At 52.7% G+C, this 25076-nt stretch carries 11 protein-coding genes; 1 reads left to right on the top strand and 10 read right to left on the bottom strand.

All coding sequences use genetic code 11. The annotated features are described in order from the left end of the window. Positions 1-3 precede the first annotated feature (3 nt). The 10 genes from HER31_RS14610 to HER31_RS14565 form a co-directional block, all read right to left on the bottom strand. Entirely contained in the window at positions 4-1326 is a 1323-nt protein-coding gene (locus HER31_RS14610; protein ID WP_168661580.1) for a TolC family outer membrane protein, read from the bottom strand. 31 nt (positions 1327-1357) lie between these two features. Further along, positions 1358-2728, bottom strand: a complete 1371-nt coding sequence (locus HER31_RS14605; protein WP_238786840.1) for an HlyD family type I secretion periplasmic adaptor subunit — start codon at positions 2726-2728, stop codon at positions 1358-1360. Further along, on the bottom strand, positions 2725-4866 hold the full coding sequence (locus HER31_RS14600) for a type I secretion system permease/ATPase (RefSeq protein WP_168661577.1): 2142 nt from the start codon (positions 4864-4866) through the stop codon (positions 2725-2727). The genes HER31_RS14605 and HER31_RS14600 overlap by 4 nt, the downstream gene beginning before the upstream one ends. A 10-nt stretch (positions 4867-4876) precedes the next feature. Then, positions 4877-17443, bottom strand: a complete 12567-nt coding sequence (locus tag HER31_RS14595; protein ID WP_168661575.1) for an Ig-like domain-containing protein — start codon at positions 17441-17443, stop codon at positions 4877-4879. A gap of 444 nt (positions 17444-17887) precedes the next feature. Then, positions 17888-18874: a GTP 3',8-cyclase MoaA gene (moaA, locus tag HER31_RS14590; RefSeq protein WP_168661573.1), complete on the bottom strand. Its 987-nt coding sequence runs from the start codon at positions 18872-18874 to the stop codon at positions 17888-17890. Between the two features lie 14 nt (positions 18875-18888). Next, positions 18889-20685 carry a bifunctional molybdopterin-guanine dinucleotide biosynthesis adaptor protein MobB/molybdopterin molybdotransferase MoeA gene (locus tag HER31_RS14585; protein WP_168661571.1) on the bottom strand — a complete coding sequence of 599 codons (1797 nt, stop codon included), beginning with the start codon at positions 20683-20685 and terminating at the stop codon, positions 18889-18891. 12 nt (positions 20686-20697) lie between these two features. Continuing rightward, the gene (mobA, locus tag HER31_RS14580) at positions 20698-21300 is read right to left on the bottom strand and encodes a molybdenum cofactor guanylyltransferase MobA (protein ID WP_168661569.1); all 603 of its coding nucleotides are present in this window, start codon (positions 21298-21300) and stop codon (positions 20698-20700) included. 17 nt (positions 21301-21317) lie between these two features. Continuing rightward, positions 21318-21941 (bottom strand): ATP-binding cassette domain-containing protein, encoded by a 624-nt coding sequence (locus HER31_RS14575; RefSeq protein ID WP_168661567.1) that lies wholly within the window; start codon positions 21939-21941, stop codon positions 21318-21320. 3 nt (positions 21942-21944) lie between these two features. Continuing rightward, complete coding sequence (locus tag HER31_RS14570) at positions 21945-22655, bottom strand: ABC transporter permease (protein ID WP_168661565.1); 711 nt, start codon at positions 22653-22655, stop codon at positions 21945-21947. Further along, positions 22652-23467: an ABC transporter substrate-binding protein gene (locus HER31_RS14565; protein WP_168661563.1), complete on the bottom strand. Its 816-nt coding sequence runs from the start codon at positions 23465-23467 to the stop codon at positions 22652-22654. The genes HER31_RS14570 and HER31_RS14565 overlap by 4 nt, the downstream gene beginning before the upstream one ends. 248 nt (positions 23468-23715) lie before the next feature. Here HER31_RS14565 and HER31_RS14560 point away from each other — a divergent pair, with 248 nt between their 5' ends. Then, a complete protein-coding gene (locus HER31_RS14560) occupies positions 23716-25074 on the top strand; it encodes a sigma-54-dependent transcriptional regulator (protein WP_238786839.1) in 1359 nt (452 codons plus the stop codon). Positions 25075-25076: the final 2 nt, after the last annotated feature.

Raw genomic sequence — 25076 nt, 5'->3', positions numbered from 1 at the left:
TTCTTATTGGTAGTCACGTTCGGCCGACCACTCCGGTGGCCGTGTTACTCGAAGTGAGTCGAGTAGGCGACCACTGGCGTTCAACACTCGATACTTAGCGAGTAACTCTTGCATCTCGCTATTGACGTAGTCTTGACGCGCTTGGAATAGCTCATTTTCGGTATCGAGTAGATCCAATAACGTTCGTTGGCCTAAACGAAATTGTTCACTGTACGCTAGCTGGGCCTCTTTGCTTGCCTCAACATGCTGGCGGATATAGTCCTTTTGTATCCCCAGTTGTTCATAGGCACTCCAAGATAGGCGCATTCCTTCGATAACATCGCGGTTGGCACGTTCTCGAACCGATTTGGCCGAGCCCAGTTGGTAGGCGGCGCTGCGGATCCGAGCTTTGGTTGCGCCGCCGGCGAACAGGTTGTAACGCATCTCTAAGGTGGCACTGAGATCGTTGTTGTGGCCGTACTGGTTGTCTAACTCTTCGCCCCAGGTACCATCTAAGCGCAGTTCCAATGTTGGATAGTTATCGGCTTTAGCGACATCTCGCTGCTGCTTGGCTGCGTCGACATCAAAGGCGGCACTTTTTAATAATGGGTGACCATCGGTAAGCAATATTGCTTCAGCCAGATCCTTTGGCAACATGTCGTGATCCGGTACCGGTGTTACGAGGTTATCTGGATCAAGATTGACCACATTGCGGTATTGGGCTTGAGCATCAAGCAGGTTGTTGTAGGCCGCAATGCGATTAGAGTTAGCACGGGCAAGACGACCAGCGCTTTGCGCTATATCGGCGTTAGAGCCAAGACCCGAGTCAGAGCGCTGGCGGATCTTCTCATGAATCATCTGGTGGTTTTGCAGGTTGTGATCGGTTAGCTCCAGCTGTTGTTCAGCGGTCAGCATCTCGATGTAGCGCTGCACCACAGTCAGGGCCAGATCTTCAGCTGAGGAAAATAATGCCCATTGTTCCGCGGATGCCTCAAAGCCCAGGCGCTTTACTTCGCCAGGGGTGCGGAAACCATCAAAGATCAATTGCGTTAGCGAGATCCCGGACTGACGTGGGTCGTGCTCAAGGTCGTGATCTCCGCCTAGGCGACCTGTTGGGTTATCGGCGTTGGTGTAACCGTAATTAGCAAACAGATCTACCTGAGGAAGGTAATCTGCGCGAGCTTCGTTAACCTGCTCTTCACGGGCTTTAAAGCTATTAAAGCTCAACCGGATTTGCGGGTTGGTATCCAATGTGTAAGCAACGGCTTGCTCCAGCGTTGCAGCATTGGCGGCGGTTGCTAGCAACATACTGCTAGTTAACACCACAATTGGTGCAATGGTTTTCATTCTATTCCATCCTTTGGAAGACAATTCACTGTTAACGCTCTCGTAGCGCATTATCTTTAGCGCGTAAGATTGGCTTCATTAAATATGCCAACACGCTTTTTTCCCCGGTCAGTACGTCAACTGACGTAACCATGCCAGGGATTATTGGCATTGGTTCACCGGCTTTGCCGAGCCGATTACTCTCCGTGCGAACTCGCACGACATAAAAACTGTTGCCTTCTTCGTCGGTAATGGTATCGGCACTGATTTGCTCTACCTTGCCGGAGAGCCCGCCGTAGCGGGTAAAATCGTAGGCAGTTACCTTTACGGTGGCTGGTAATCCAGGACGGAGAAAAGCGATATCTTTGGGGGCGATCTGCACTTCGACCAATAGGTTGTCTTCAGAGGGAACGATCTCAATCAACTCTTGACCCGGCTGCACAACACCGCCAAGGGTATTAATGTTGAGTGATTTAATCGTTCCTGCCACCGGCGAAACGATAAGGGTGCGATCGACCTTGTCTTGCGCGCCCACGTTAGCCTCATTGAGTCGCGCCAGTTGGGCACTTATCTCATTCAGCTCCGCTTGAGTTTCGCTCTGGAATACCAGTACCACTTCACGACGCTTCAATACCGCCTCATCGCGCTCCAGTAACAGTGAGGGGCGCAGGTGTCGTAACGAGGTTAGTTCGCCTTCAACATCATTTGCGGCGCGCTGTAGTTTAATCAGTTCAACCTCGGATACGATACCACGCTCTTCCAGTGGTTTAGTGATCTCAAGCTCGCGCCGAACCAGCTGATAACTCATGCCTAGTGTCTTTAAACGACTTGCCAGATCTCTGAGTTCATTTTCTTTTTTATTAATAACTTGCGCTTGTATCTTGAGCTGGTTTTGCAGCTGTTCGAGCTGGTTTTTATAATCCGCTTGGTGTTGCTTTGCCAAGTTAGGCCATGCTTCAGTAAGTGTTTTTGGCAGTTCCAGTGGCTGCTGGGTTACGTTTATCTGTTGTTGCCAGCCACCTTGGGAGTCGCTGCTGGAGATAGATACGCTAGCCAACTGTGCCTCAAGTCGATATACCCCAAACTGTAGGTTTAAGGTTTCTTGCTGGCGTTGAGCCAGGTCAGATGCAAAGCGGGTAGCATCGATACGCAGTAGCGGCGTCCCTTTCTCTACTAGCATCCCTTCTCGTACCATCAATGCTTCAACCACACCGCCGTCCAGACTTTGAATTATCTGTACTTGCGACGATGGCACTACTTTACCTTGGCCACGCGTTACCTCATCTAAGGTGCTCAGGCTGGCCCATGTTAAAAAGCTCACCACCAATGCGATCAGAATCCATATCACCTTGCGTTTGTAGCTTGGTGGGTGGAACAGCAGTTGATCGTCCCAGTCGTAGCGGTTGGCTTGCAAGGTGCTCATTGCTCACCTCGCTTGGCGCCATTATTACGCAGCTTGTCTAATACTTGTTGCCGTGGCCCTTGGGCAATTAAGCGGCCGCGCTCTAATACCATTAGCCTGTCAACCAAATCCATTAGCGGCTGCTTGTGGGTAACCAGCAAGATGGTTTTGTCTCGCGGTAACTGTTGAATGGTACGCATGAATTGCAACTCTGCGCGGGCATCGAGGCTGGCCGTTGGTTCGTCGAGCACTAAGATAGGCGGGTCGGTGAGCAGTGCTCGAGCTAATGCGATTGCCTGACGTTGCCCAACAGACAGCGCTAATCCAGATTCTCCCACCTGTCGGTTGATTCCTTCGGAATCTAGGTTAGTGAACAGGCTGACCCCAGAGCGTTCAATTGCTTGTTGCAGCTGCTGGTTGCTGATGTTACGACACCCAAGCACGATATTTTCGTGGATGGTACCGCTGAACAGGCGAATGTCTTGCGGTACGTAACCAATTTGGCGCCGTAACGCATTGCTGTGTAGCTGGTTGATGTTGCTGTTATCCAGACGAAGGCTGCCTTGCTCGGTGCGGAATAGGCCTAATACCATCTTGATTAAGGTGCTTTTACCTGAGCCATTACGACCGATAACGGCCACACGTTGGCCAGGTTCGATGTTGAAATTAAGCTCTTTTAGGCTAGGTGACTCTTGATTTGGGTAAGTAAACGATAACTCAGTTGCACTGATCTTACCGCTTAATTTGCCGATGTCGGGATAGTGGCGTTTGTTGTCGATCTCTTGTGGCAGTTGCATTAATGAATCGAGTTGATTCAGTGTCGCCCGAACATTATGAGCTCGGCTGAGCAGACCAATAAGTTGCGACATTGGGCTGATGGCACGACTACTTAAAATAACCGCAGCGATGATCCCCCCCATAGACAACAAACCTGCCTCTAAGCTGTAGACCCCCAAGATGATGGTAACCACCGCAGTGAACTGCATGATAAAGGCGGAAAAGTTGCTGGCTAAGTTGGTTAGCTTGCGGCTTTCCATCTGCCACTTAGCGCTATGCGCTTGCATTTGCTCCCAGGTGTATTGGATCGCCCCTTCAGCGCCGCTGCTTTTGATGGTCTCAAGACCAGTGATCGACTCAAACAGGTGGGAGTGGCGCAGATCCGCGAAGCGTTGTGCCTCTTGGCTGGCGTGGGCCATTTTTTTTTGAAGTAGTGCGGTGACAATAATCATAATGACGATAGCGGCAATGGGCGGCCACACTAACGGGCCACTGACCCAACCGATGATCAAAATGAACAGTATCGAGAAGGGCAGATCCACCAAGGTGGTGATGGTTGTTGAAGCGATAAACTCGCGCACTGAGTCGAAGTCACTGAACTGTCGTGCTAACGCTCCTGTCGAGGCAGGGCGATGGTGCATCTGCATGCCCATTACACGGCTGAATAACGAGCGCGATACCGACAGATCGGTTTGCTTACCGGCGTAATCAATTAAGCTTCCGCGCACTTGTTTGAGAATCAGATCAAATAGGTAGGCGATACCTGCGCCGGTTGCTAGAACCCATAGCGAGTCGTAGGCTAGGTTGGGCAGAATACGGTCGTAAACATTCATCACAAATAGCGGCGACACCAACGCAAACAGGTTGATGATAAGTGACGCGGCGACAATATCTCGATAGAGCGTACGTGACCGTTTTATCGGCCCCCAAAACCAATGGCTTTCAGGTGCAGAGTTGTTGTCGGCTTCCCTATTAGGTTGATAGTCAGGTTTAACAAAGATGGCATTGCCCTGATAGCGATTGTCTAACTCAGCTCGAGACCAAGTGAGTTCGCCATGGGACATTGGATCAAGCAGGGTAGCGCTGTTGTTATCCAGTTTTAGCAAGATGGTGGGTGGCATGCCCTCAATCGCCAATAAACAGGGTAGTGCGGTTGCATCCAGCTCGGTTAAAGCGATTTGTAAGCGACGGCTATGCAGCCCAGCACGGGTGGCTGCATCAGCAAAATGCGCCAAGGATAAATCGCCACCGGGCAATGGCAACCCGGCGGTAATACTTTCCCTGTTGTTGCTCAACTCAAAGAAGTTGGCTAACCATAACACCCCATCAATTAACGGTGTGTTAATGGCGGCGCTTTCTTGCGCCGCACTACTATCTGTCATCACATCCTTCCTATGGCAGATCAGTGTCTAATTGTTGCGGTGGAGTAATGTTACTAACTGCGGCAGTTGCCGTGCCCGCATTATCACTACCATCAGCGAAGATAAGCGATCCTTCACCAAGTAAGGTTGAGAGGTCAGTATCTACCCCTTGCAACACAATGGTTTGGCTATCGCCGCCTGTTGCAGTGCCATTGGTATCAATAATATTAATGGTGGTGTTAGTACCGTCGCTGCTGACTGACAAGTACTCACCGATGTTATCGGCGGTTGCACCGATCAACAGTTCAGACAGCTCTAGCCGCTCAAACTGTTCAAAGTCTGTAATAACATCTTCGCCACCATTGGCGTCACCATCTTGCCACATAAAGGTGTCGCTGCCTGCGCCACCTGTCAATATATCGCTCCCTAAACCACCAATGAGTAAATCATCACCGCCGCCACCGAGCAGTAAATCATTACCGTTATCTGCAATCAGTACATCATCGCCTGCTTGGCCATCAAGAATACTGTCGAATAAACGGGCGGTAGCACCTGAGTTGCCATCAGATTCATAGGTACCTTGCATTGTCGAGCCATCGCTTAGGGTGACAGTGAAGGAAACGCCGACCAGATCAGCTCCGTAGTCCCTGCCAAAGTAATCGCTGCCTAAGTAATCGGTATCGAAGGAGAACCAAAACTGATCGCCATTGGTGAAATCACCGGCAACAAAGTTGGCAGTCAAGACGGGACTATCGTTCGTCATGTCATCAAAAATATTTGAGGCTTGATCAATACCTGTGGAGTTACTGCCCAAACTTAAATTACTGTCATCAATGTCGAAGTAGGCGTTGCTATCTTTGCTTGCTAAATCTATCTCAATTTTCGCAACCGATAGCCCTGCTGCTAATGCAGAAACGGTAAAGCCAAATTGGTTTGAGGTGCGGTAAGTATCGCCACTACGTACGGTTGCGGTGATTTCTGCCATAGAAGGCGTAGCTGAAGCCGAGTGACTCATGATGATGTCATTTTCATGAGTACCGACCAGTTTAGTGGAGTCACGGTAATCCAGTGAAACTTCAGCGCTGTCGGAGGTATTATTACCTGCCAAGACATACTCAAAGCTATCGCCATCGGAGCCATCAGCAATGGTGATAAGGCCATTGTCGAGGGAAACACCGTCGCCATTAACTGCACTGATTTGTGAGTCTTCTGGTGTCGCATCACCATGGGTAAGATAGGCAGCATCAAGGGTTAATGAGCCTCCCTCAGTGCCATTGGTGATGATGTTGTTGACGTTAGCATCAAGCCCAGCGTAATAGTCGATATGCAGCTCGAGCAATAAGCTATCGGTATCGCCGTCGCCATCAATGACATCGACGCTGATAGATTCGGTTTCGTTGAGGACATTGCGATCCACATCGATGGTGTAGCTGTAGGTTCCGGTTACGAAGTCGAGGGTAAATAACCCACCAAGAGTGGTGGTGACAGCTAGTTCAGCGGTATTGCCATCGTAAGTATATGTTGTTCCATCGATAGTTACTGCTTGGATATTGCCGCCATCAGCGCCTATGCTAATACCACCATTTGCCGTGAGCAGATTAAGCTCTCCTTCAATACTATTGTTGTCGAAATACTCGACCACCGTTGCGGTTAAATCTGCAGCATCATCAACGACAACGGCGTAGTTGTTATTGTCGTCGTTCGGATCTTTTGAGTGTGCTATAGGCAGTAGTTCATTTAGCGGTGCATCACCAATACCGATTGCAAAGGCGATATCGTAGTAGCCATCTTGGTCGAGGTAGGCCTCCCAGGCATCTTGTTGACTTTCGTTTACTTGATAACCGTCGTTTGGAGCACCGTCCGAGATAAAGTACACAAAACTTTGGTCTGCAACGGGGAGAGGACCACTGCCCATTATGGTATCTAATGCCGTGCTATAGCGGGTTCCATCGTCTGCAGACAAGCCGTTTAAGTGGTTTATGGCTCCGTCAATATCGTCTAGTAACCAAGTGGAGTTACCCATGGTGCTGCCAGAGAAGGTGATAATCTGAATATTGACGTCGCCAGTATCATCGACAGTATTGATAAGAGCCGTTAACGATTCCACTGCGGTTTCTAGGTAGCTTTTACCGTTGCCGGCTGGATCATCCATACTACCTGACAGATCGAGCACGAAGCTCAAGTTGGTGGTCATTGGGGCCGAATCGGACATTAGGTTCTGACTGATATCTTTGACTACTGGAGCGTCATCAATAATATCGATTGTTAGGTTGGCACTTGAGGATTCCCCGAGACCATTCTCAACCGTGTAGTTGATTGTTTCGGATGCATCATCTGTGCTCGCTGGTGAGGTTAATTCATATTCATAATAACCCGCGCGCTGGCCGTTACTGTCATCTACATGAACGGTTAATACGCCATAAGTGGTAGTGACGGTAATGATGCCGTTGATTGCAACTTCACCCTCAACACTGGTTATTTGGGTTGAGCTGCTTATTCCGGTGTCGTTATCCAATAGATTACCGAAGGCAGTATTGGTACCGCTACCCTCGTCGTTGCCGCCATTTAAACCCGATTCAGCCACGTTGCCTGAATCATTAATGGCAGTAGGAGTTGAGTCTTGGTTAACGATCAAGGTGGCTGAATCGGTATCGCCATCGGCGTCGATTAAGGTGTAATCGAAACTGTCGCTGGTGGGAATACCTTGCTCAGAATTGATGGTTACATCAACTAGCGTAAAACCATTTTGCCCGCGGGCATCTTCTTGGTATAAGACGATGGCATGAACCGCAGAAGTGGGAGCGATAGATATGTCGTTACCATTGGTGTACCCACTATCTACCAGTTGATTGTTAATATCGTAGGCTTGCCAGAATACGGTTTCGGAGCCGTTAGATTTCATATCATTCAGTTGCAACTCGACGCTGTTGGCAGCTTGATCAAGCTGAATAACGAGCGCCTCCGAGTCTCTAATCTGACTATTGTTTAGCGGTGAAGTGACCCCGATAACTGAATTAGAATTATTTACCGAAGCACCGGTATTAGCCAGAGCGGTAATATTGATGTCGGTTTTATTTGCGTATGCAAACAACTGCGCACCAATTCCGGAAAATAGATCGGAGCTGGATAATGTTTGACTGCCGCTTTCGGCTTGCGTTGACTCGTAGCTGTAACTGCCGTCCCTGTTGATTACCAAGATGCCGTTATCGGTGTTAATGGTGAGGTTACCCTGCACATCCCAGTTGCTGTAGGTAGTGTTATCAAAGCTCACGTCTTGCAACTGAGTGTCGTCGGCACCAATTGAATCAATACCGCTGCCGTCAGTGCCGGCCCCGGTGATGACATTACCGTATGCGGTGCCGCCAAAGCCGATACTATCTGTGTCATCGTTAGCGTCCGGCGCAGTGTCACCTAAGTCGATTGCAACCCTTGTCCATGCAGATGTATCGGTGCCGTCACCTGCCTGGTAATAGAAGCTATCAGTAACCGCACCGCTGCTGTGATCAACGCTTGCCGGAGCGGTATACTCATAAGTGCCATCGGCATTGATGGTTACGATACCACCAAGTGCAGTTGTGACCGTTGCACCTACAGTCGCTGCTGAAATCTCGCCATTCCCGCTACTGTCGCTCGCAATATTGATTACCGTGAGTGCATCACCGTCAACATCACTATCGTTAGTAACTAACTGAGCTGCGCTTAGCGTTAGGCTTGCGCCCTCAACGACATCGAATTGATCCGGCTGACCGATCGGAGCGTCTTTGAGTGGGGTTACCGTAATCTCAACCTTGGCGCTGCCAGAGCCACCGTTACCATCGCTGATGGTGTAGTCGAAGCTGACTTCGCCATTGAAGTTGGCCACTGGGACAAAGGTGATGGTGCCATCGGCGGCCACTTGGACGGTGCCACTGCCATCATTGAGGGTGATGGTTTGTTCCGCGCCGGTTAAGTCCTCACCAGCGATGCTGGTGACGCTCAGCGTATCGCCATCAATATCAGTGTCGTTGCCAAGCAGGTTTAGCTCGAGGCTGCCGTCTTCAGCGACGCTGAGGCCGCTGTCGTCGTTGGCCACCGGGGCGTCGTTTACGGCGCCGACGTTGATGGTCAAGGTGCCGGTGTCGGTTAAGTTGCCGTCGCTGACGGTGTACTCGACGCTATCGGTGCCGTTGAAGTTCGGCGCTGGGGTGTAGCTGTAACTGCCGTCGGCAGCAATAACGATGGTGCCGCCTTGGGTGGTGGTGAAGGTGCCTGCAACGACGGTTAGGGTGTCGCTATCGGCATCGGTATCGTTGGCGTCCAGCTCAATAACTGAATTGAATTGGGTGTCTTCGGTTGCGTTGACGCTGTCGTCGTTGGCCACCGGGGCGTCGTTTACGGCGCCGACGTTGATGGTCAAGGTGCCGGTGTCGGTTAAGTTGCCGTCGCTGACGGTGTACTCGACGCTATCGGTGCCGTTGAAGTTCGGCGCTGGGGTGTAGCTGTAACTGCCGTCGGCAGCAATAACGATGGTGCCGCCTTGGGTGGTGGTGAAGGTGCCTGCAACGACGGTTAGGGTGTCGCTATCGACATCGGTATCGTTGGCGTCCAGCTCAATAACTGAATTGAATTGGGTGTCTTCGGTTGCGTTGACGCTGTCGTCGTTGGCCACCGGGGCGTCGTTTACGGCGCCGACGTTGATGGTCAAGGTGCCGGTGTCGGTTAAGTTGCCGTCGCTGACGGTGTACTCGACGCTATCGGTGCCGTTGAAGTTCGGCGCTGGGGTGTAGCTGTAACTGCCGTCGGCAGCAATAACGATGGTGCCGCCTTGGGTGGTGGTGAAGGTGCCTGCAACGACGGTTAGGGTGTCGCTATCGGCATCGGTATCGTTGGCGTCCAGCTCAATAACTGAATTGAATTGGGTGTCTTCGGTTGCGTTGACGCTGTCGTCGTTGGCCACCGGGGCGTCGTTTACGGCGCCGACGTTGATGGTCAAGGTGCCGGTGTCGGTTAAGTTGCCGTCGCTGACGGTGTACTCGACGCTATCGGTGCCGTTGAAGTTCGGCGCTGGGGTGTAGCTGTAACTGCCGTCGGCAGCAATAACGATGGTGCCGCCTTGGGTGGTGGTGAAGGTGCCTGCAACGACGGTTAGGGTGTCGCTATCGGCATCGGTATCGTTGGCGTCCAGCTCAATAACTGAATTGAATTGGGTGTCTTCGGTTGCGTTGACGCTGTCGTCGTTGGCCACCGGGGCGTCGTTTACGGCGCCGACGTTGATGGTCAAGGTGCCGGTGTCGGTTAAGTTGCCGTCGCTGACGGTGTACTCGACGCTATCGGTGCCGTTGAAGTTCGGCGCTGGGGTGTAGCTGTAACTGCCGTCGGCAGCAATAACGATGGTGCCGCCTTGGGTGGTGGTGAAGGTGCCTGCAACGACGGTTAGGGTGTCGCTATCGACATCGGTATCGTTGGCGTCCAGCTCAATAACTGAATTGAATTGGGTGTCTTCGGTTGCGTTGACGCTGTCGTCGTTGGCCACCGGGGCGTCGTTTACGGCGCCGACGTTGATGGTCAAGGTGCCGGTGTCGGTTAAGTTGCCGTCGCTGACGGTGTACTCGACGCTATCGGTGCCGTTGAAGTTCGGCGCTGGGGTGTAGCTGTAACTGCCGTCGGCAGCAATAACGATGGTGCCGCCTTGGGTGGTGGTGAAGGTGCCTGCAACGACGGTTAGGGTGTCGCTATCGGCATCGGTATCGTTGGCGTCCAGCTCAATAACTGAATTGAATTGGGTGTCTTCGGTTGCGTTGACGCTGTCGTCGTTGGCCACCGGGGCGTCGTTTACGGCGCCGACGTTGATGGTCAAGGTGCCGGTGTCGGTTAAGTTGCCGTCGCTGACGGTGTACTCGACGCTATCGGTGCCGTTGAAGTTCGGCGCTGGGGTGTAGCTGTAACTGCCGTCGGCAGCAATAACGATGGTGCCGCCTTGGGTGGTGGTGAAGGTGCCTGCAACGACGGTTAGGGTGTCGCTATCGGCATCGGTATCGTTGGCGTCCAGCTCAATAACTGAATTGAATTGGGTGTCTTCGGTTGCGTTGACGCTGTCGTCGTTGGCCACCGGGGCGTCGTTTACGGCGCCGACGTTGATGGTCAAGGTGCCGGTGTCGGTTAAGTTGCCGTCGCTGACGGTGTACTCGACGCTATCGGTGCCGTTGAAGTTCGGCGCTGGGGTGTAGCTGTAACTGCCGTCGGCAGCAATAACGATGGTGCCGCCTTGGGTGGTGGTGAAGGTGCCTGCAACGACGGTTAGGGTGTCGCTATCGGCATCGGTATCGTTGGCGTCCAGCTCAATAACTGAATTGAATTGGGTGTCTTCGGTTGCGTTGACGCTGTCGTCGTTGGCCACCGGGGCGTCGTTTACGGCGCCGACGTTGATGGTCAAGGTGCCGGTGTCGGTTAAGTTGCCGTCGCTGACGGTGTACTCGACGCTATCGGTGCCGTTGAAGTTCGGCGCTGGGGTGTAGCTGTAACTGCCGTCGGCAGCAATAACGATGGTGCCGCCTTGGGTGGTGGTGAAGGTGCCTGCAACGACGGTTAGGGTGTCGCTATCGGCATCGGTATCGTTGGCGTCCAGCTCAATAACTGAATTGAATTGGGTGTCTTCGGTTGCGTTGACGCTGTCGTCGTTGGCCACCGGGGCGTCGTTTACGGCGCCGACGTTGATGGTCAAGGTGCCGGTGTCGGTTAAGTTGCCGTCGCTGACGGTGTACTCGACGCTATCGGTGCCGTTGAAGTTCGGCGCTGGGGTGTAGCTGTAACTGCCGTCGGCAGCAATAACGATGGTGCCGCCTTGGGTGGTGGTGAAGGTGCCTGCAACGACGGTTAGGGTGTCGCTATCGGCATCGGTATCGTTGGCGTCCAGCTCAATAACTGAATTGAATTGGGTGTCTTCGGTTGCGTTGACGCTGTCGTCGTTGGCCACCGGGGCGTCGTTTACGGCGCCGACGTTGATGGTCAAGGTGCCGGTGTCGGTTAAGTTGCCGTCGCTGACGGTGTACTCGACGCTATCGGTGCCGTTGAAGTTCGGCGCTGGGGTGTAGCTGTAACTGCCGTCGGCAGCAATAACGATGGTGCCGCCTTGGGTGGTGGTGAAGGTGCCTGCAACGACGGTTAGGGTGTCGCTATCGACATCGGTATCGTTGGCGTCCAGCTCAATAACTGAATTGAATTGGGTGTCTTCGGTTGCGTTGACGCTGTCGTCGTTGGCCACCGGGGCGTCGTTTACGGCGCCGACGTTGATGGTCAAGGTGCCGGTGTCGGTTAAGTTGCCGTCGCTGACGGTGTACTCGACGCTATCGGTGCCGTTGAAGTTCGGCGCTGGGGTGTAGCTGTAACTGCCGTCGGCAGCAATAACGATGGTGCCGCCTTGGGTGGTGGTGAAGGTGCCTGCAACGACGGTTAGGGTGTCGCTATCGGCATCGGTATCGTTGGCGTCCAGCTCAATAACTGAATTGAATTGGGTGTCTTCGGTTGCGTTGACGCTGTCGTCGTTGGCCACCGGGGCGTCGTTTACGGCGCCGACGTTGATGGTCAAGGTGCCGGTGTCGGTTAAGTTGCCGTCGCTGACGGTGTACTCGACGCTATCGGTGCCGTTGAAGTTCGGCGCTGGGGTGTAGCTGTAACTGCCGTCGGCAGCAATAACGATGGTGCCGCCTTGGGTGGTGGTGAAGGTGCCTGCAACGACGGTTAGGGTGTCGCTATCGGCATCGGTATCGTTGGCGTCCAGCTCAATAACTGAATTGAATTGGGTGTCTTCGGTTGCGTTGACGCTGTCGTCGTTGGCCACCGGGGCGTCGTTTACGGCGCCGACGTTGATGGTCAAGGTGCCGGTGTCGGTTAAGTTGCCGTCGCTGACGGTGTACTCGACGCTATCGGTGCCGTTGAAGTTCGGCGCTGGGGTGTAGCTGTAACTGCCGTCGGCAGCAATAACGATGGTGCCGCCTTGGGTGGTGGTGAAGGTGCCTGCAACGACGGTTAGGGTGTCGCTATCGACATCGGTATCGTTGGCGTCCAGCTCAATAACTGAATTGAATTGGGTGTCTTCGGTTGCGTTGACGCTGTCGTCGTTGGCCACCGGGGCGTCGTTTACGGCGCCGACGTTGATGGTCAAGGTGCCGGTGTCGGTTAAGTTGCCGTCGCTGACGGTGTACTCGACGCTATCGGTGCCGTTGAAGTTCGGCGCTGGGGTGTAGCTGTAACTGCCGTCGGCAGCAATAACGATGGTGCCGCCTTGGGTGGTGGTGAAGGTGCCTGCAACGACGGTTAGGGTGTCGCTATCGGCATCGGTATCGTTGGCGTCCAGCTCAATAACTGAATTGAATTGGGTGTCTTCGGTTGCGTTGACGCTGTCGTCGTTGGCCACCGGGGCGTCGTTTACGGCGCCGACGTTGATGGTCAAGGTGCCGGTGTCGGTTAAGTTGCCGTCGCTGACGGTGTACTCGACGCTATCGGTGCCGTTGAAGTTCGGCGCTGGGGTGTAGCTGTAACTGCCGTCGGCAGCAATAACGATGGTGCCGCCTTGGGTGGTGGTGAAGGTGCCTGCAACGACGGTTAGGGTGTCGCTATCGGCATCGGTATCGTTGGCGTCCAGCTCAATAACTGAATTGAATTGGGTGTCTTCGGTTGCGTTGACGCTGTCGTCGTTGGCCACCGGGGCGTCGTTTACGGCGCCGACGTTGATGGTCAAGGTGCCGGTGTCGGTTAAGTTGCCGTCGCTGACGGTGTACTCGACGCTATCGGTGCCGTTGAAGTTCGGCGCTGGGGTGTAGCTGTAACTGCCGTCGGCAGCAATAACGATGGTGCCGCCTTGGGTGGTGGTGAAGGTGCCTGCAACGACGGTTAGGGTGTCGCTATCGACATCGGTATCGTTGGCGTCCAGCTCAATAACTGAATTGAATTGGGTGTCTTCGGTTGCGTTGACGCTGTCGTCGTTGGCCACCGGGGCGTCGTTTACGGCGCCGACGTTGATGGTCAAGGTGCCGGTGTCGGTTAAGTTGCCGTCGCTGACGGTGTACTCGACGCTATCGGTGCCGTTGAAGTTCGGCGCTGGGGTGTAGCTGTAACTGCCGTCGGCAGCAATAACGATGGTGCCGCCTTGGGTGGTGGTGAAGGTGCCTGCAACGACGGTTAGGGTGTCGCTATCGGCATCGGTATCGTTGGCGTCCAGCTCAATAACTGAATTGAATTGGGTGTCTTCGGTTGCGTTGACGCTGTCGTCGTTGGCCACCGGGGCGTCGTTTACGGCGCCGACGTTGATGGTCAAGGTGCCGGTGTCGGTTAAGTTGCCGTCGCTGACGGTGTACTCGACGCTATCGGTGCCGTTGAAGTTCGGCGCTGGGGTGTAGCTGTAACTGCCGTCGGCAGCAATAACGATGGTGCCGCCTTGGGTGGTGGTGAAGGTGCCTGCAACGACGGTTAGGGTGTCGCTATCGGCATCGGTATCGTTGGCGTCCAGCTCAATAACTGAATTGAATTGGGTGTCTTCGGTTGCGTTGACGCTGTCGTCGTTGGCCACCGGGGCGTCGTTTACGGCGCCGACGTTGATGGTCAAGGTGCCGGTGTCGGTTAAGTTGCCGTCGCTGACGGTGTACTCGACGCTATCGGTGCCGTTGAAGTTCGGCGCTGGGGTGTAGCTGTAACTGCCGTCGGCAGCAATAACGATGGTGCCGCCTTGGGTGGTGGTGAAGGTGCCTGCAACGACGGTTAGGGTGTCGCTATCGGCATCGGTATCGTTGGCGTCCAGCTCAATAACTGAATTGAATTGGGTGTCTTCGGTTGCGTTGACGCTGTCGTCGTTGGCCACCGGGGCGTCGTTTACGGCGCCGACGTTGATGGTCAAGGTGCCGGTGTCGGTTAAGTTGCCGTCGCTGACGGTGTACTCGACGCTATCGGTGCCGTTGAAGTTCGGCGCTGGGGTGTAGCTGTAACTGCCGTCGGCAGCAATAACGATGGTGCCGCCTTGGGTGGTGGTGAAGGTGCCTGCAACGACGGTTAGGGTGTCGCTATCGGCATCGGTATCGTTGGCGTCCAGCTCAATAACTGAATTGAATTGGGTGTCTTCGGTTGCGTTGACGCTGTCGTCGTTGGCCACCGGGGCGTCGTTTACGGCGCCGACGTTGATGGTCAAGGTGCCGGTGTCGGTTAAGTTGCCGTCGCTGACGGTGTACTCGACGCTATCGGTGCCGTTGAAGTTCGGCGCTGGGGTGTAGCTGTAACTGCCGTCGGCAGCAATAACGATGGTGCCGCCTTGGGTGGTGGTGAAGGTGCCTGCAACGACGGTTAGGGTGTCGCTATCGGCATCGGTATCGTTGGCGTCCAGCTCAATAACTGAATTGAATTGGGTGTCTTCGGTTGCGTTGACGCTGTCGTCGTTGGCCACCGGGGCGTCGTTTACGGCGCCGACGTTGATGGTCAAGGTGCCGGTGTCGGTTAAGTTGCCGTCGCTGACGGTGTACTCGACGCTATCGGTGCCGTTGAAGTTCGGCGCTGGGGTGTAGCTGTAACTGCCGTCGGCAGCAATAACGATGGTGCCGCCTTGGGTGGTGGTGAAGGTGCCTGCAACGACGGTTAGGGTGTCGCTATCGACATCGGTATCGTTGGCGTCCAGCTCAATAACTGAATTGAATTGGGTGTCTTCGGTTGCGTTGACGCTGTCGTCGTTGGCCACCGGGGCGTCGTTTACGGCGCCGACGTTGATGGTCAAGGTGCCGGTGTCGGTTAAGTTGCCGTCGCTGACGGTGTACTCGACGCTATCGGTGCCGTTGAAGTTCGGCGCTGGGGTGTAGCTGTAACTGCCGTCGGCAGCAATAACGATGGTGCCGCCTTGGGTGGTGGTGAAGGTGCCTGCAACGACGGTTAGGGTGTCGCTATCGGCATCGGTATCGTTGGCGTCCAGCTCAATAACTGAATTGAATTGGGTGTCTTCGGTTGCGTTGACGCTGTCGTCGTTGGCCACCGGGGCGTCGTTTACGGCGCCGACGTTGATGGTCAAGGTGCCGGTGTCGGTTAAGTTGCCGTCGCTGACGGTGTACTCGACGCTATCGGTGCCGTTGAAGTTCGGCGCTGGGGTGTAGCTGTAACTGCCGTCGGCAGCAATAACGATGGTGCCGCCTTGGGTGGTGGTGAAGGTGCCTGCAACGACGGTTAGGGTGTCGCTATCGGCATCGGTATCGTTGGCGTCCAGCTCAATAACTGAATTGAATTGGGTGTCTTCGGTTGCGTTGACGCTGTCGTCGTTGGCCACCGGGGCGTCGTTTACGGCGCCGACGTTGATGGTCAAGGTGCCGGTGTCGGTTAAGTTGCCGTCGCTGACGGTGTACTCGACGCTATCGGTGCCGTTGAAGTTCGGCGCTGGGGTGTAGCTGTAACTGCCGTCGGCAGCAATAACGATGGTGCCGCCTTGGGTGGTGGTGAAGGTGCCTGCAACGACGGTTAGGGTGTCGCTATCGACATCGGTATCGTTGGCGTCCAGCTCAATAACTGAATTGAATTGGGTGTCTTCGGTTGCGTTGACGCTGTCGTCGTTGGCCACCGGGGCGTCGTTTACGGCGCCGACGTTGATGGTCAAGGTGCCGGTGTCGGTTAAGTTGCCGTCGCTGACGGTGTACTCGACGCTATCGGTGCCGTTGAAGTTCGGCGCTGGGGTGTAGCTGTAACTGCCGTCGGCAGCAATAACGATGGTGCCGCCTTGGGTGGTGGTGAAGGTGCCTGCAACGACGGTTAGGGTGTCGCTATCGGCATCGGTATCGTTGGCGTCCAGCTCAATAACTGAATTGAATTGGGTGTCTTCGGTTGCGTTGACGCTGTCGTCGTTGGCCACCGGGGCGTCGTTTACGGCGCCGACGTTGATGGTCAAGGTGCCGGTGTCGGTTAAGTTGCCGTCGCTGACGGTGTACTCGACGCTATCGGTGCCGTTGAAGTTCGGCGCTGGGGTGTAGCTGTAACTGCCGTCGGCAGCAATAACGATGGTGCCGCCTTGGGTGGTGGTGAAGGTGCCTGCAACGACGGTTAGGGTGTCGCTATCGGCATCGGTATCGTTGGCGTCCAGCTCAATAACTGAATTGAATTGGGTGTCTTCGGTTGCGTTGACGCTGTCGTCGTTGGCCACCGGGGCGTCGTTGGGCGTAAGAACGCTGAATGCTGTGGCAGTGTCGTTGTCGGAATCGCGCTCGAGGAGATCTATGGCTTTGGGGCCGCTGGTATCGAATTGTGCCTCAGCGATGGTCTCTGCTCCGACACGAGCAATGTTAATGTAGCTATCGCTGCCCTCAGCTTCGCTGTTGCCTGCAGCGGTTTCAGGTAACTCTTCCAAATCACCACCGTCCAACAATAGCTGTTGAATAGCATCGATTTCAGTATCAATGTCTTGGTTAGTCGGTGGGATCACATCTGCAGTGAGGGAGGCAGTTTCAATCGCGCTGGCTTCAGGTAATTGCACGGTTTCACCGGCGAATACTATATCACCAATGTGAACTAGGCGTTCAGAACCATCGAGTCCTGTAACAACAAGTTCCGTTGCCCCTAGAATGTTGCTAATTTTAACAGTCGTAGCTAATACTTGTGAACGCACGATATTCCCTCTTGCCCCAAAAAATCCATTTCTTACAACATTTACTGCTGCCAGTAACGCTTGCTGTTATAGACTATTGCATACTAATAATATCTAGATTGAGATCTATTTACTACAGTTGTGACTTTTTGATGGCGGTGAGATTACTTGGGTTATCAGGTTGATATTTTGTGAATTACCTTCGGGTTAGAGGTGGCAAGACTTAGTTAGTTATGCCGCTTTGTTTTAGGCCGTAAATACTATTGTTGAAGTGGATTAGTATTTGTCTAACGTGAATTGCATTTGCTGGTGAGAATAACTTGCTAGCGGTAGATTGTCGGCATTAAATATCGACTTAGTTAATCAATAAAGGTTTATAAATTTTATTGCTGAATTTATTTCTCATGGCTAATCAAAATAAAAAGACCCAGCACTTGGCTGGGTCTTTTTAATGGTACAGAGTATTTATCCGCCGGTATGGCTCATAAAGCGGAGGATTTGGGTTTCTGCCCCTGTCGAAAAGTGGTGTTTCTCGGGTTTATTGCCCATGGCCTCGCAAATAACTCGCTTGAGGTGCTCAATGTCATTGGGTTTATTACGCACGGCTTGGCGCAGATCTACCGAGTTTTCGTTACCCAAACACAGCAGCAGCTCTCCGGTTGTGGTTACACGCACGCGGTTACACTCTTGGCAGAAGTTATTGCTGTGAGGGCTGATAAAACCGACGCGGGTATTGCTGTCGGCCATACGATAATAACGGGCAGGGCCGCCACTGCGTTCGGTGGTTGAAATGAGCGAATGAGCGGGCTCAATCTTCGCTTTAACTTCGTCGCTGGTAAGCAACGAATGTTCACGGCGGTTGTCGCTTAGTACGCCCAGCGGCATCTCTTCAATGAAGGTGATGTCGATTTGCTTGCTACGAGCGTAATTAACCAGATCGACAATTTCATCATCGTTGTTGCCTTTGATGGCAACTGCGTTGAGTTTAATCTGCTTGTAACCCGCTTCTCGAGCAGCATCAATGCCGGCAAGTACGCGATTCAGTTGACCGTTACGGGTGGTCGCTTTAAATCGTTCTTCATCAAGAGTATCGAGACTGATGTTGAGTCGCATCAGGCCGGCGTCGGCCAACGGTTTGGCAAATTTGGTTAGGCGCGAGCCGTTGGTGGTCATGCACAGATCATCAAGGCCGGGAAGGGCCGATAGTTTACTGACCAAGGACACTAAATCAGATTTAACTAGTGGTTCGCCGCCGGTTAAACGGATTTTGCGTACACCGAGTTCGGTGAAGGCTTGGGCAATTTGCTGAATCTCTTCCAGCGTTAGTACTTGTGAACGAGGTAAGAAGGTTGGATCTTCGTCCATGCAGTAGATGCAGCGAAAATCACATCGATCTGTGACGGAAAGGCGCAGATAATCGATTTTTCGTCCAAATCCGTCAGTAAGACTCATTTACAGCATTCCCGTTAAAGCAAATCAGAAAATGGTTGAACCCATACGGTATCGCCTACTGCGACATGCTCTTGGGGTTCTTCAATAACAATTAGGCAGTTAGCTTCAGTCATCGAGCTAAGCATACCGCTGCCTTGAGCGCCGGTAGAGCTAACTTCAAGTTGTCCCCCAGCACCAATTTGCATTATACCGCGAATGAATTCTGTTCGACCAATACGGCTGCGCAAAGGTGTGGCCGAGGTCGCACGCAGCAGCCTTGGTTGCCAATCAGATTCGCCTGCCATTTTGCGGATAGTAGGTTGCACAAATTGCAAAAATGACACAACGGTGGCCACCGGATTACCTGGCAAACCAAAGAACAGGGTGCCATTGATGGTACCAAACGCCAGCGGTCGCCCTGGGCGTTGGGCGATTTTCCAGAAGTTGATTTCACCGGTTTGTTCCAGCGCATCTTTAATGAAGTCGGCATCACCGACAGAAACACCACCAGAGGTTAAGACGATGTCGGCTTTGGCGGCAGCATTAAGTAGTGCTTGTTCCATCGCTGCTTGGTTATCTTCAATCACGCCAAGATCAAGAATATCGCAATCGAGTTTGGTTAGCAGACCATGCAGCGAGTAACGGTTGGAATCGTAGATGCAGTTTGGTTTTAGCGGTTCGTCCGGTGAACAAACCTCATCACCAGTTGAGAAGATGGCAATCGTAGGACGGCGATAAACCACCGGATTGGCAAGGCCAAGTGAAGCCAATAAGCCGACAGCGGCGGGGGTGATCCGCTCACCGGCAGGCAGAGCCTGTTCGCCAACGGCGATGTCTTCACCGGCTTGGCGAACGTGTTGGCCGGTTACTACGCCATCTTCAAAGCGAACGTTGGCGTCGGTTTCAGTAGCCAATTCACGCATGATAACTGTGTCGGCACCTTGAGGCATCGGTGCACCAGTCATGATCTTAACCGCTTCACCTGGCTGCAACTCTCCTTGATAAGCGTGGCCGGCAAACACCGTATCCATCACTTGGTAGGAAGCAATATCTGTGTCGAAATTACAGGCATAGCCATCCATCGCCGAGTTGGTATGTTGTGGTACGTTGATTGGCGATACCGCTGGCTCGGCAAGAACGCGATTGATACTTTGGGTTAGCGGCACTGTTTCGGTTTCGGTTAATGGATTAACCATCGCAAGGATCCGCTCAATCCCCTGCTTAACCGACAACTGTTTGCGCTCGAAACTGTCGCAGCTTGGCCCGAACGGTTGATTGCCTACCGGCTGCCATTGTGCCATAAAGCTCTGGATGTAATCGGCAATGTCGTCAACGGCGTTGATGTCGATGCGCTTAAGGTTTGCTTCTGCGGGCAGCTCGGTGGCGTTATCGCAGGCAATGGCTTGGATTAGGTTGTCGCTTTCAAACACAAATGGCTTACCAAGCTCGGCACGGTGCAGTTCCAGCTTTGGTAGGGGTAAGCGTTTAAAGCCTTCCACCAAGATCAGGTCAACCCGATCTTGATCAATCATACCTAACAATTCTTTAAGACTTGGGTCACCTTCAACTGGTCGCTCCATCATCAGCGCGCGCCGTTGTGACGAGGCAATCAAGATCTGATCAGCACCGGACTTACGAATCTCAAAACTGTCTTTGCCGGGCTTATCAACCTCAAAGTTGTGGTGGGCGTGTTTTAGCACTGCTACTTTCAGGTTGCGTCCGGCTAGGTTTGGTAACAGCTTTTTCAACAGCGTGGTTTTTCCTGTACCACTAAAAGCACAGATCCCAAGGACCGGTACACGGCAATCGGCAAGGAGTTGATCCAAAGTCATGCAAAAACCTCGTTAGGTATTCTGTTCGAGCAACTGCTGTTCCAATTGCTGTTTTTGTTCGGGGGTGTTGATGTTGGCAAACGCTGCAGCGCGATCGCCAAAATCACAATATGCCATTTTGTGTTTGTTGTACCACAGTGCAACCTTACGGTCGCCGCCGGCTAAATATTCGTGAAGTGAGTCCAGTAACGTGCATTTTAAAAGCATGATGACCGGGTGATCACGTTCGTTATCTCGAGCGATAACGATCTCGGCATCATGCTCAATGAGAGTCGCCATCATATCTTCAGCTAACGTTGCCGGTAACATCGGTGTATCGCACGGTACCACCAACATGTAGTCGGTATTAGAATGTTGCAATGCGCTGCAAACCCCAGCTAATGGCCCAGCGTAATCAGGGATTTCGTCGCTGAATACGGGGTAGCCAAGTTTGCTGTATTCCGCTTGGTTACGGTTTGAGATTAATACCGTTGACTCTGGTTGTGCCTGTAGACGTTGCAACACGTGTTGCACCATTGGCTTACCAGCGACGGCGATTAATCCCTTATCTTCACCAAGCATTCGGCGGGCCTGACCGCCTGCTAATACGGCCAACGTGAGGTTTGCGATAGTCATGCAATCTGTTCCTATGGTTATGGACACTGTAGCCGTTTCTGCTCAAGCAACCAGCGATGCTGGCACAGCTCGGTTAACGGTGTCTGCTGATGACTGGTTACCATAATCGAACAGCCCTGATGTTGCAGCTGTTTCACCATATGAGTAATCAATTTCAGAGATATAGGGTCAAGATTAGCAGTCGGTTCGTCCAATAACAGCAACTTAGGCTGCATCACCCAAGCGCGAGCGAGGGCTAAACGCTGGCGTTCACCCCCAGATAATACTTGGGCACTGCGGTTGGTTAGATGGCTGAGTTGGGCCAGTTCCAATGCTTCAGCACAGGCGCTCCGCCGTTGCGCCGAGGACATTTTTAGTGACTTAAGGCCAAATTCAAGGTTGTCCAATACCGAACCAGAAAACAGATAAGGTTGCTGGTGTAGGTAGATAACCGCACCCGTTTTGGTTGCCACCCCATGGTGAGTGACGTTGCCATTGCTTGGTTTAGTTAGCTTGGCCAACAGCTTTAACAGGGTGGTTTTACCGGCGCCATTGACTCCTTGGAGCCATACGGACTGCCCCTGTTTCAACTCGATATTGATGTTGCTGAACAGCTCCGTTTGGGCAAAAGAGATCGCCAGATTGTGACTGGTGAGTAGCATTGATTATCCTCGTGCCAAACTGTCGCGTTGATGACGCAGGCTACCGACGGTGAAGTTCAAAATAAGCGCCAGTAGCAATAGCACGGTACCCAGCGCAATTGCTTGAGCAAACGAGCCTTTGCTGGTTTCCAGAGCGATAGCAGTGGGAATATTTCGAGTTACGTGTTGGATGTTACCACCCACCAACATTGAGGCGCCCACTTCCGTAATAACGCGACTGAATCCACTGATAACGGCAACCCAAAGTGGTGCTCTGAGCTCATGACACAAGACGAGAAAGGCGCGGAACTTGCCAGCTCCTAAGGTGCGGGCCGTTTCCCATGCGCGCCAATCTGCACTGGCAAAGGCGCCATAACAGAGTGAAACCAAAAGGGGGAAGGCGAGCATAAACTGCGCCATAATCATCGCCGGTTGGCTAAACAGCCAGCGGAGATCACCAAGGGGGCCTTGGCGGTAAAGCAGTAAATAGACCAGCAAACCAACCACAACGGTAGGGACAGCTTGCAGAGTTTGAAAAAGAGAAACACAGATCCAGCGGCCAGGAAAGCGAGTGGTCGCTAGCAGAAACCCGATGCAGATTGCACCGGGTAAGGCTAGTAGCAACGCTTGGCTGGAAACGGTAAAGGAGACGCCGATGACATCCCATACATCGGCATCAAAAGTAACGAGTAACCTAAGCCCTTCCAGAACATTGGCTAGAAAGCCTTGGTTCATTCAGCTGTGGCCTTGTAAGTTGCTTTGAACAGCTGTTTACCATTAACGCGGAAGTCATTAATCATAGTTTGCGCTTTGTCGGTGATTAACCAGTCGCTCAGTGCTTGAGCGCCGTCGTGGTTCAGGTCTGGGTAACGTTGCTTGTTAATCAAAACAATTTGGTAAGGGTTAGCCAGCTTGTCTGCGCCTTCGAAAACGACTTCAGAATCCAGTTTGTTGGAAAACGCTAAGTAGGTACCGCGGTCAGCCAGAAGATAGGCGCCCATTTGGTCGGCAGTCAATAGTGCAGGGCCCATGCCTTGACCGATGGCGTTGTAACCAGTGAAGTCAGTGGTGATATCGGCGTGTTTCCACAACGCCAGTTCCTTCATATGGGTGCCAGACTCATCACCACGTGAAACGAATTTGCTACCGGAAGAAGCGATGCGGCTCATGGCATCATCCAGATCTTTTGCTTGGTTCAGCTTGGCTGGGTCAGCCTTAGGGCCAACGATGACGAAGTCATTCATCATTATTTGGCGAGGCTGGTGGCCGTAACCGTCAGCAACAAACTTGGCTTCTGCTGCTGGAGCATGCGTCATTACTACATCAACATCGCCGTTACGTCCGTGGCGAAGGGCTTTGCCGGTACCGGTGGCAATTACTTGGATTTGAAAGCCACTTTGCTGTTCAAATTCAGGTAATAGATAGGCTAACAAACCCGTGTTATCGGTGCTGGTAGTGGTAGCCAGTTTTACCACGTTGTCTGCTGCAACGGTTGGCAATGCTAGTACCATAGCGGCCGAAGCCAACAAGATGCGTAACTTTTTCATTGAATGAGTCCTTATTATTTAGCGAAAAATATCCATAAATGTTGGCTGAGTAAAGTTCAGCAAACCGGGGATAACCGCGACGCAGCGATAATGCCAGAATGCTATGCTCTCTTTTTTGCACTGAATCACATTATTTATGGCTTATAGTGAGCCAAAATGACACAGTTTTTAAATTTAGTTGTCAAAATGACCCAAAGTGGACATTTTGGTGCAACCTTGACGAGTGAGACCGCCGAAACATGGTTGAAATGAATACCCCAAATACCGTTATGTCGGTGCTGGTTGTCGATGATGAATCGGGCATGCGCTCTTTCTTGAAAAAGGCGCTGTCACGAACTTTCAGCCTGGTTGAAACGGCGGGCTCCGTTGAAGAAGCAGAGCAATTACGCAGTCGCTGTCACTTCGATCTGTTGATTGTCGACATCAATCTCCCGGGACGGGACGGGATTGAATGGCATGAAGCGTTAGATGAAGATACTCGTCGTTCTGATGTGATCTTTATGACCGGCTTTGCTGACATGGACACCGCCATTCGTGCCCTGCGCGCGGGAGCATCAGATTTTATTCTCAAGCCGTTTCGTTTGGATCAGATGATGCAATCGGTGCAGCGTTGCGTTGAACGTCGAGTGCTGCGTCGAGAAAACCTGTTGTTGAAGCGGGAGATCGCTCAAAGCCACCCGCACACCATTATCGGTAAAAGCGCCAATATCGTTGAGATGAAAAATGTGATCCGTCGGGTCGCTGCTACCTCATCAGTTGTGTTGATTGAGGGTGAATCGGGTACAGGCAAAGAGCTGGTTGCTCGCAGTTTGCATCAGCTGTCTAACCGCAACGGCGCCTTTGTGCCGGTAAATTGTGGCGCGATCGCTCCAGAGTTACTGGAAAGCGAACTGTTTGGTCATGTAGCGGATGCTTTTGCCGGTGGCCGCAATGGCCGTGAAGGGCTGTTTAGCTTTGCTAATGGCGGCACCATCTTCTTAGATGAGATTGGCGAGATGCCGATGCAAATGCAGATGGCACTGTTGCGAGTATTGGAGCAACGTACCATTCGTCCGGTTGGCTCTGAGAAAGAGATTCCTGTGAATGTGCGGGTGCTTGCTGCCACTAACCGTGAGTTGATGGCGGAAGTGGAAGCCGGTCGTTTCCGGCGCGATCTATTCTACCGCCTCAACGTACTGAATATTGTTATTCCGCCACTGCGTGAGCGACCAGACGATGTGGTTGATTTAGTGCATCATTTTACTCGTCAGTTAGCCACCGAATTGGGCGTGCGCGAGGTTACTTGGAGCCACGAAGATCTCCTCGTAATGCAGCGTTATGACTGGCCGGGCAACATCCGCGAGCTGCGTAACATGGTTGAGCGTTGTTTGTTGTTAGGTAAGCCACCAGCAGAGTATTGGCGTAGTCAGATCGAGCCAGTGGTTGAGATGGTTGCGGTTGGTGAGGCAGGTTATCCAAGCCAAATGGCGCTGAAAGAGGTTGAGCGATTGCATGTGCTTAAGGTGATTGAAGAGCATAAAGGCAACAAATCCGCTGCTGCTCGTGTGCTTGGGGTCAGCCGAAAAACGTTGGACCGGAAGTTTAAAGAATGGGGCTTGGTAGAGTAACC

It is taken from the genome of Ferrimonas lipolytica, from assembly GCF_012295575.1.
GTDB classification, from domain to species: Bacteria; Pseudomonadota; Gammaproteobacteria; order Enterobacterales; family Shewanellaceae; genus Ferrimonas; species Ferrimonas lipolytica.
Note: the sequence above shows the minus strand (reverse complement) of the source record. Positions and strands in the feature narration are given on the sequence as shown.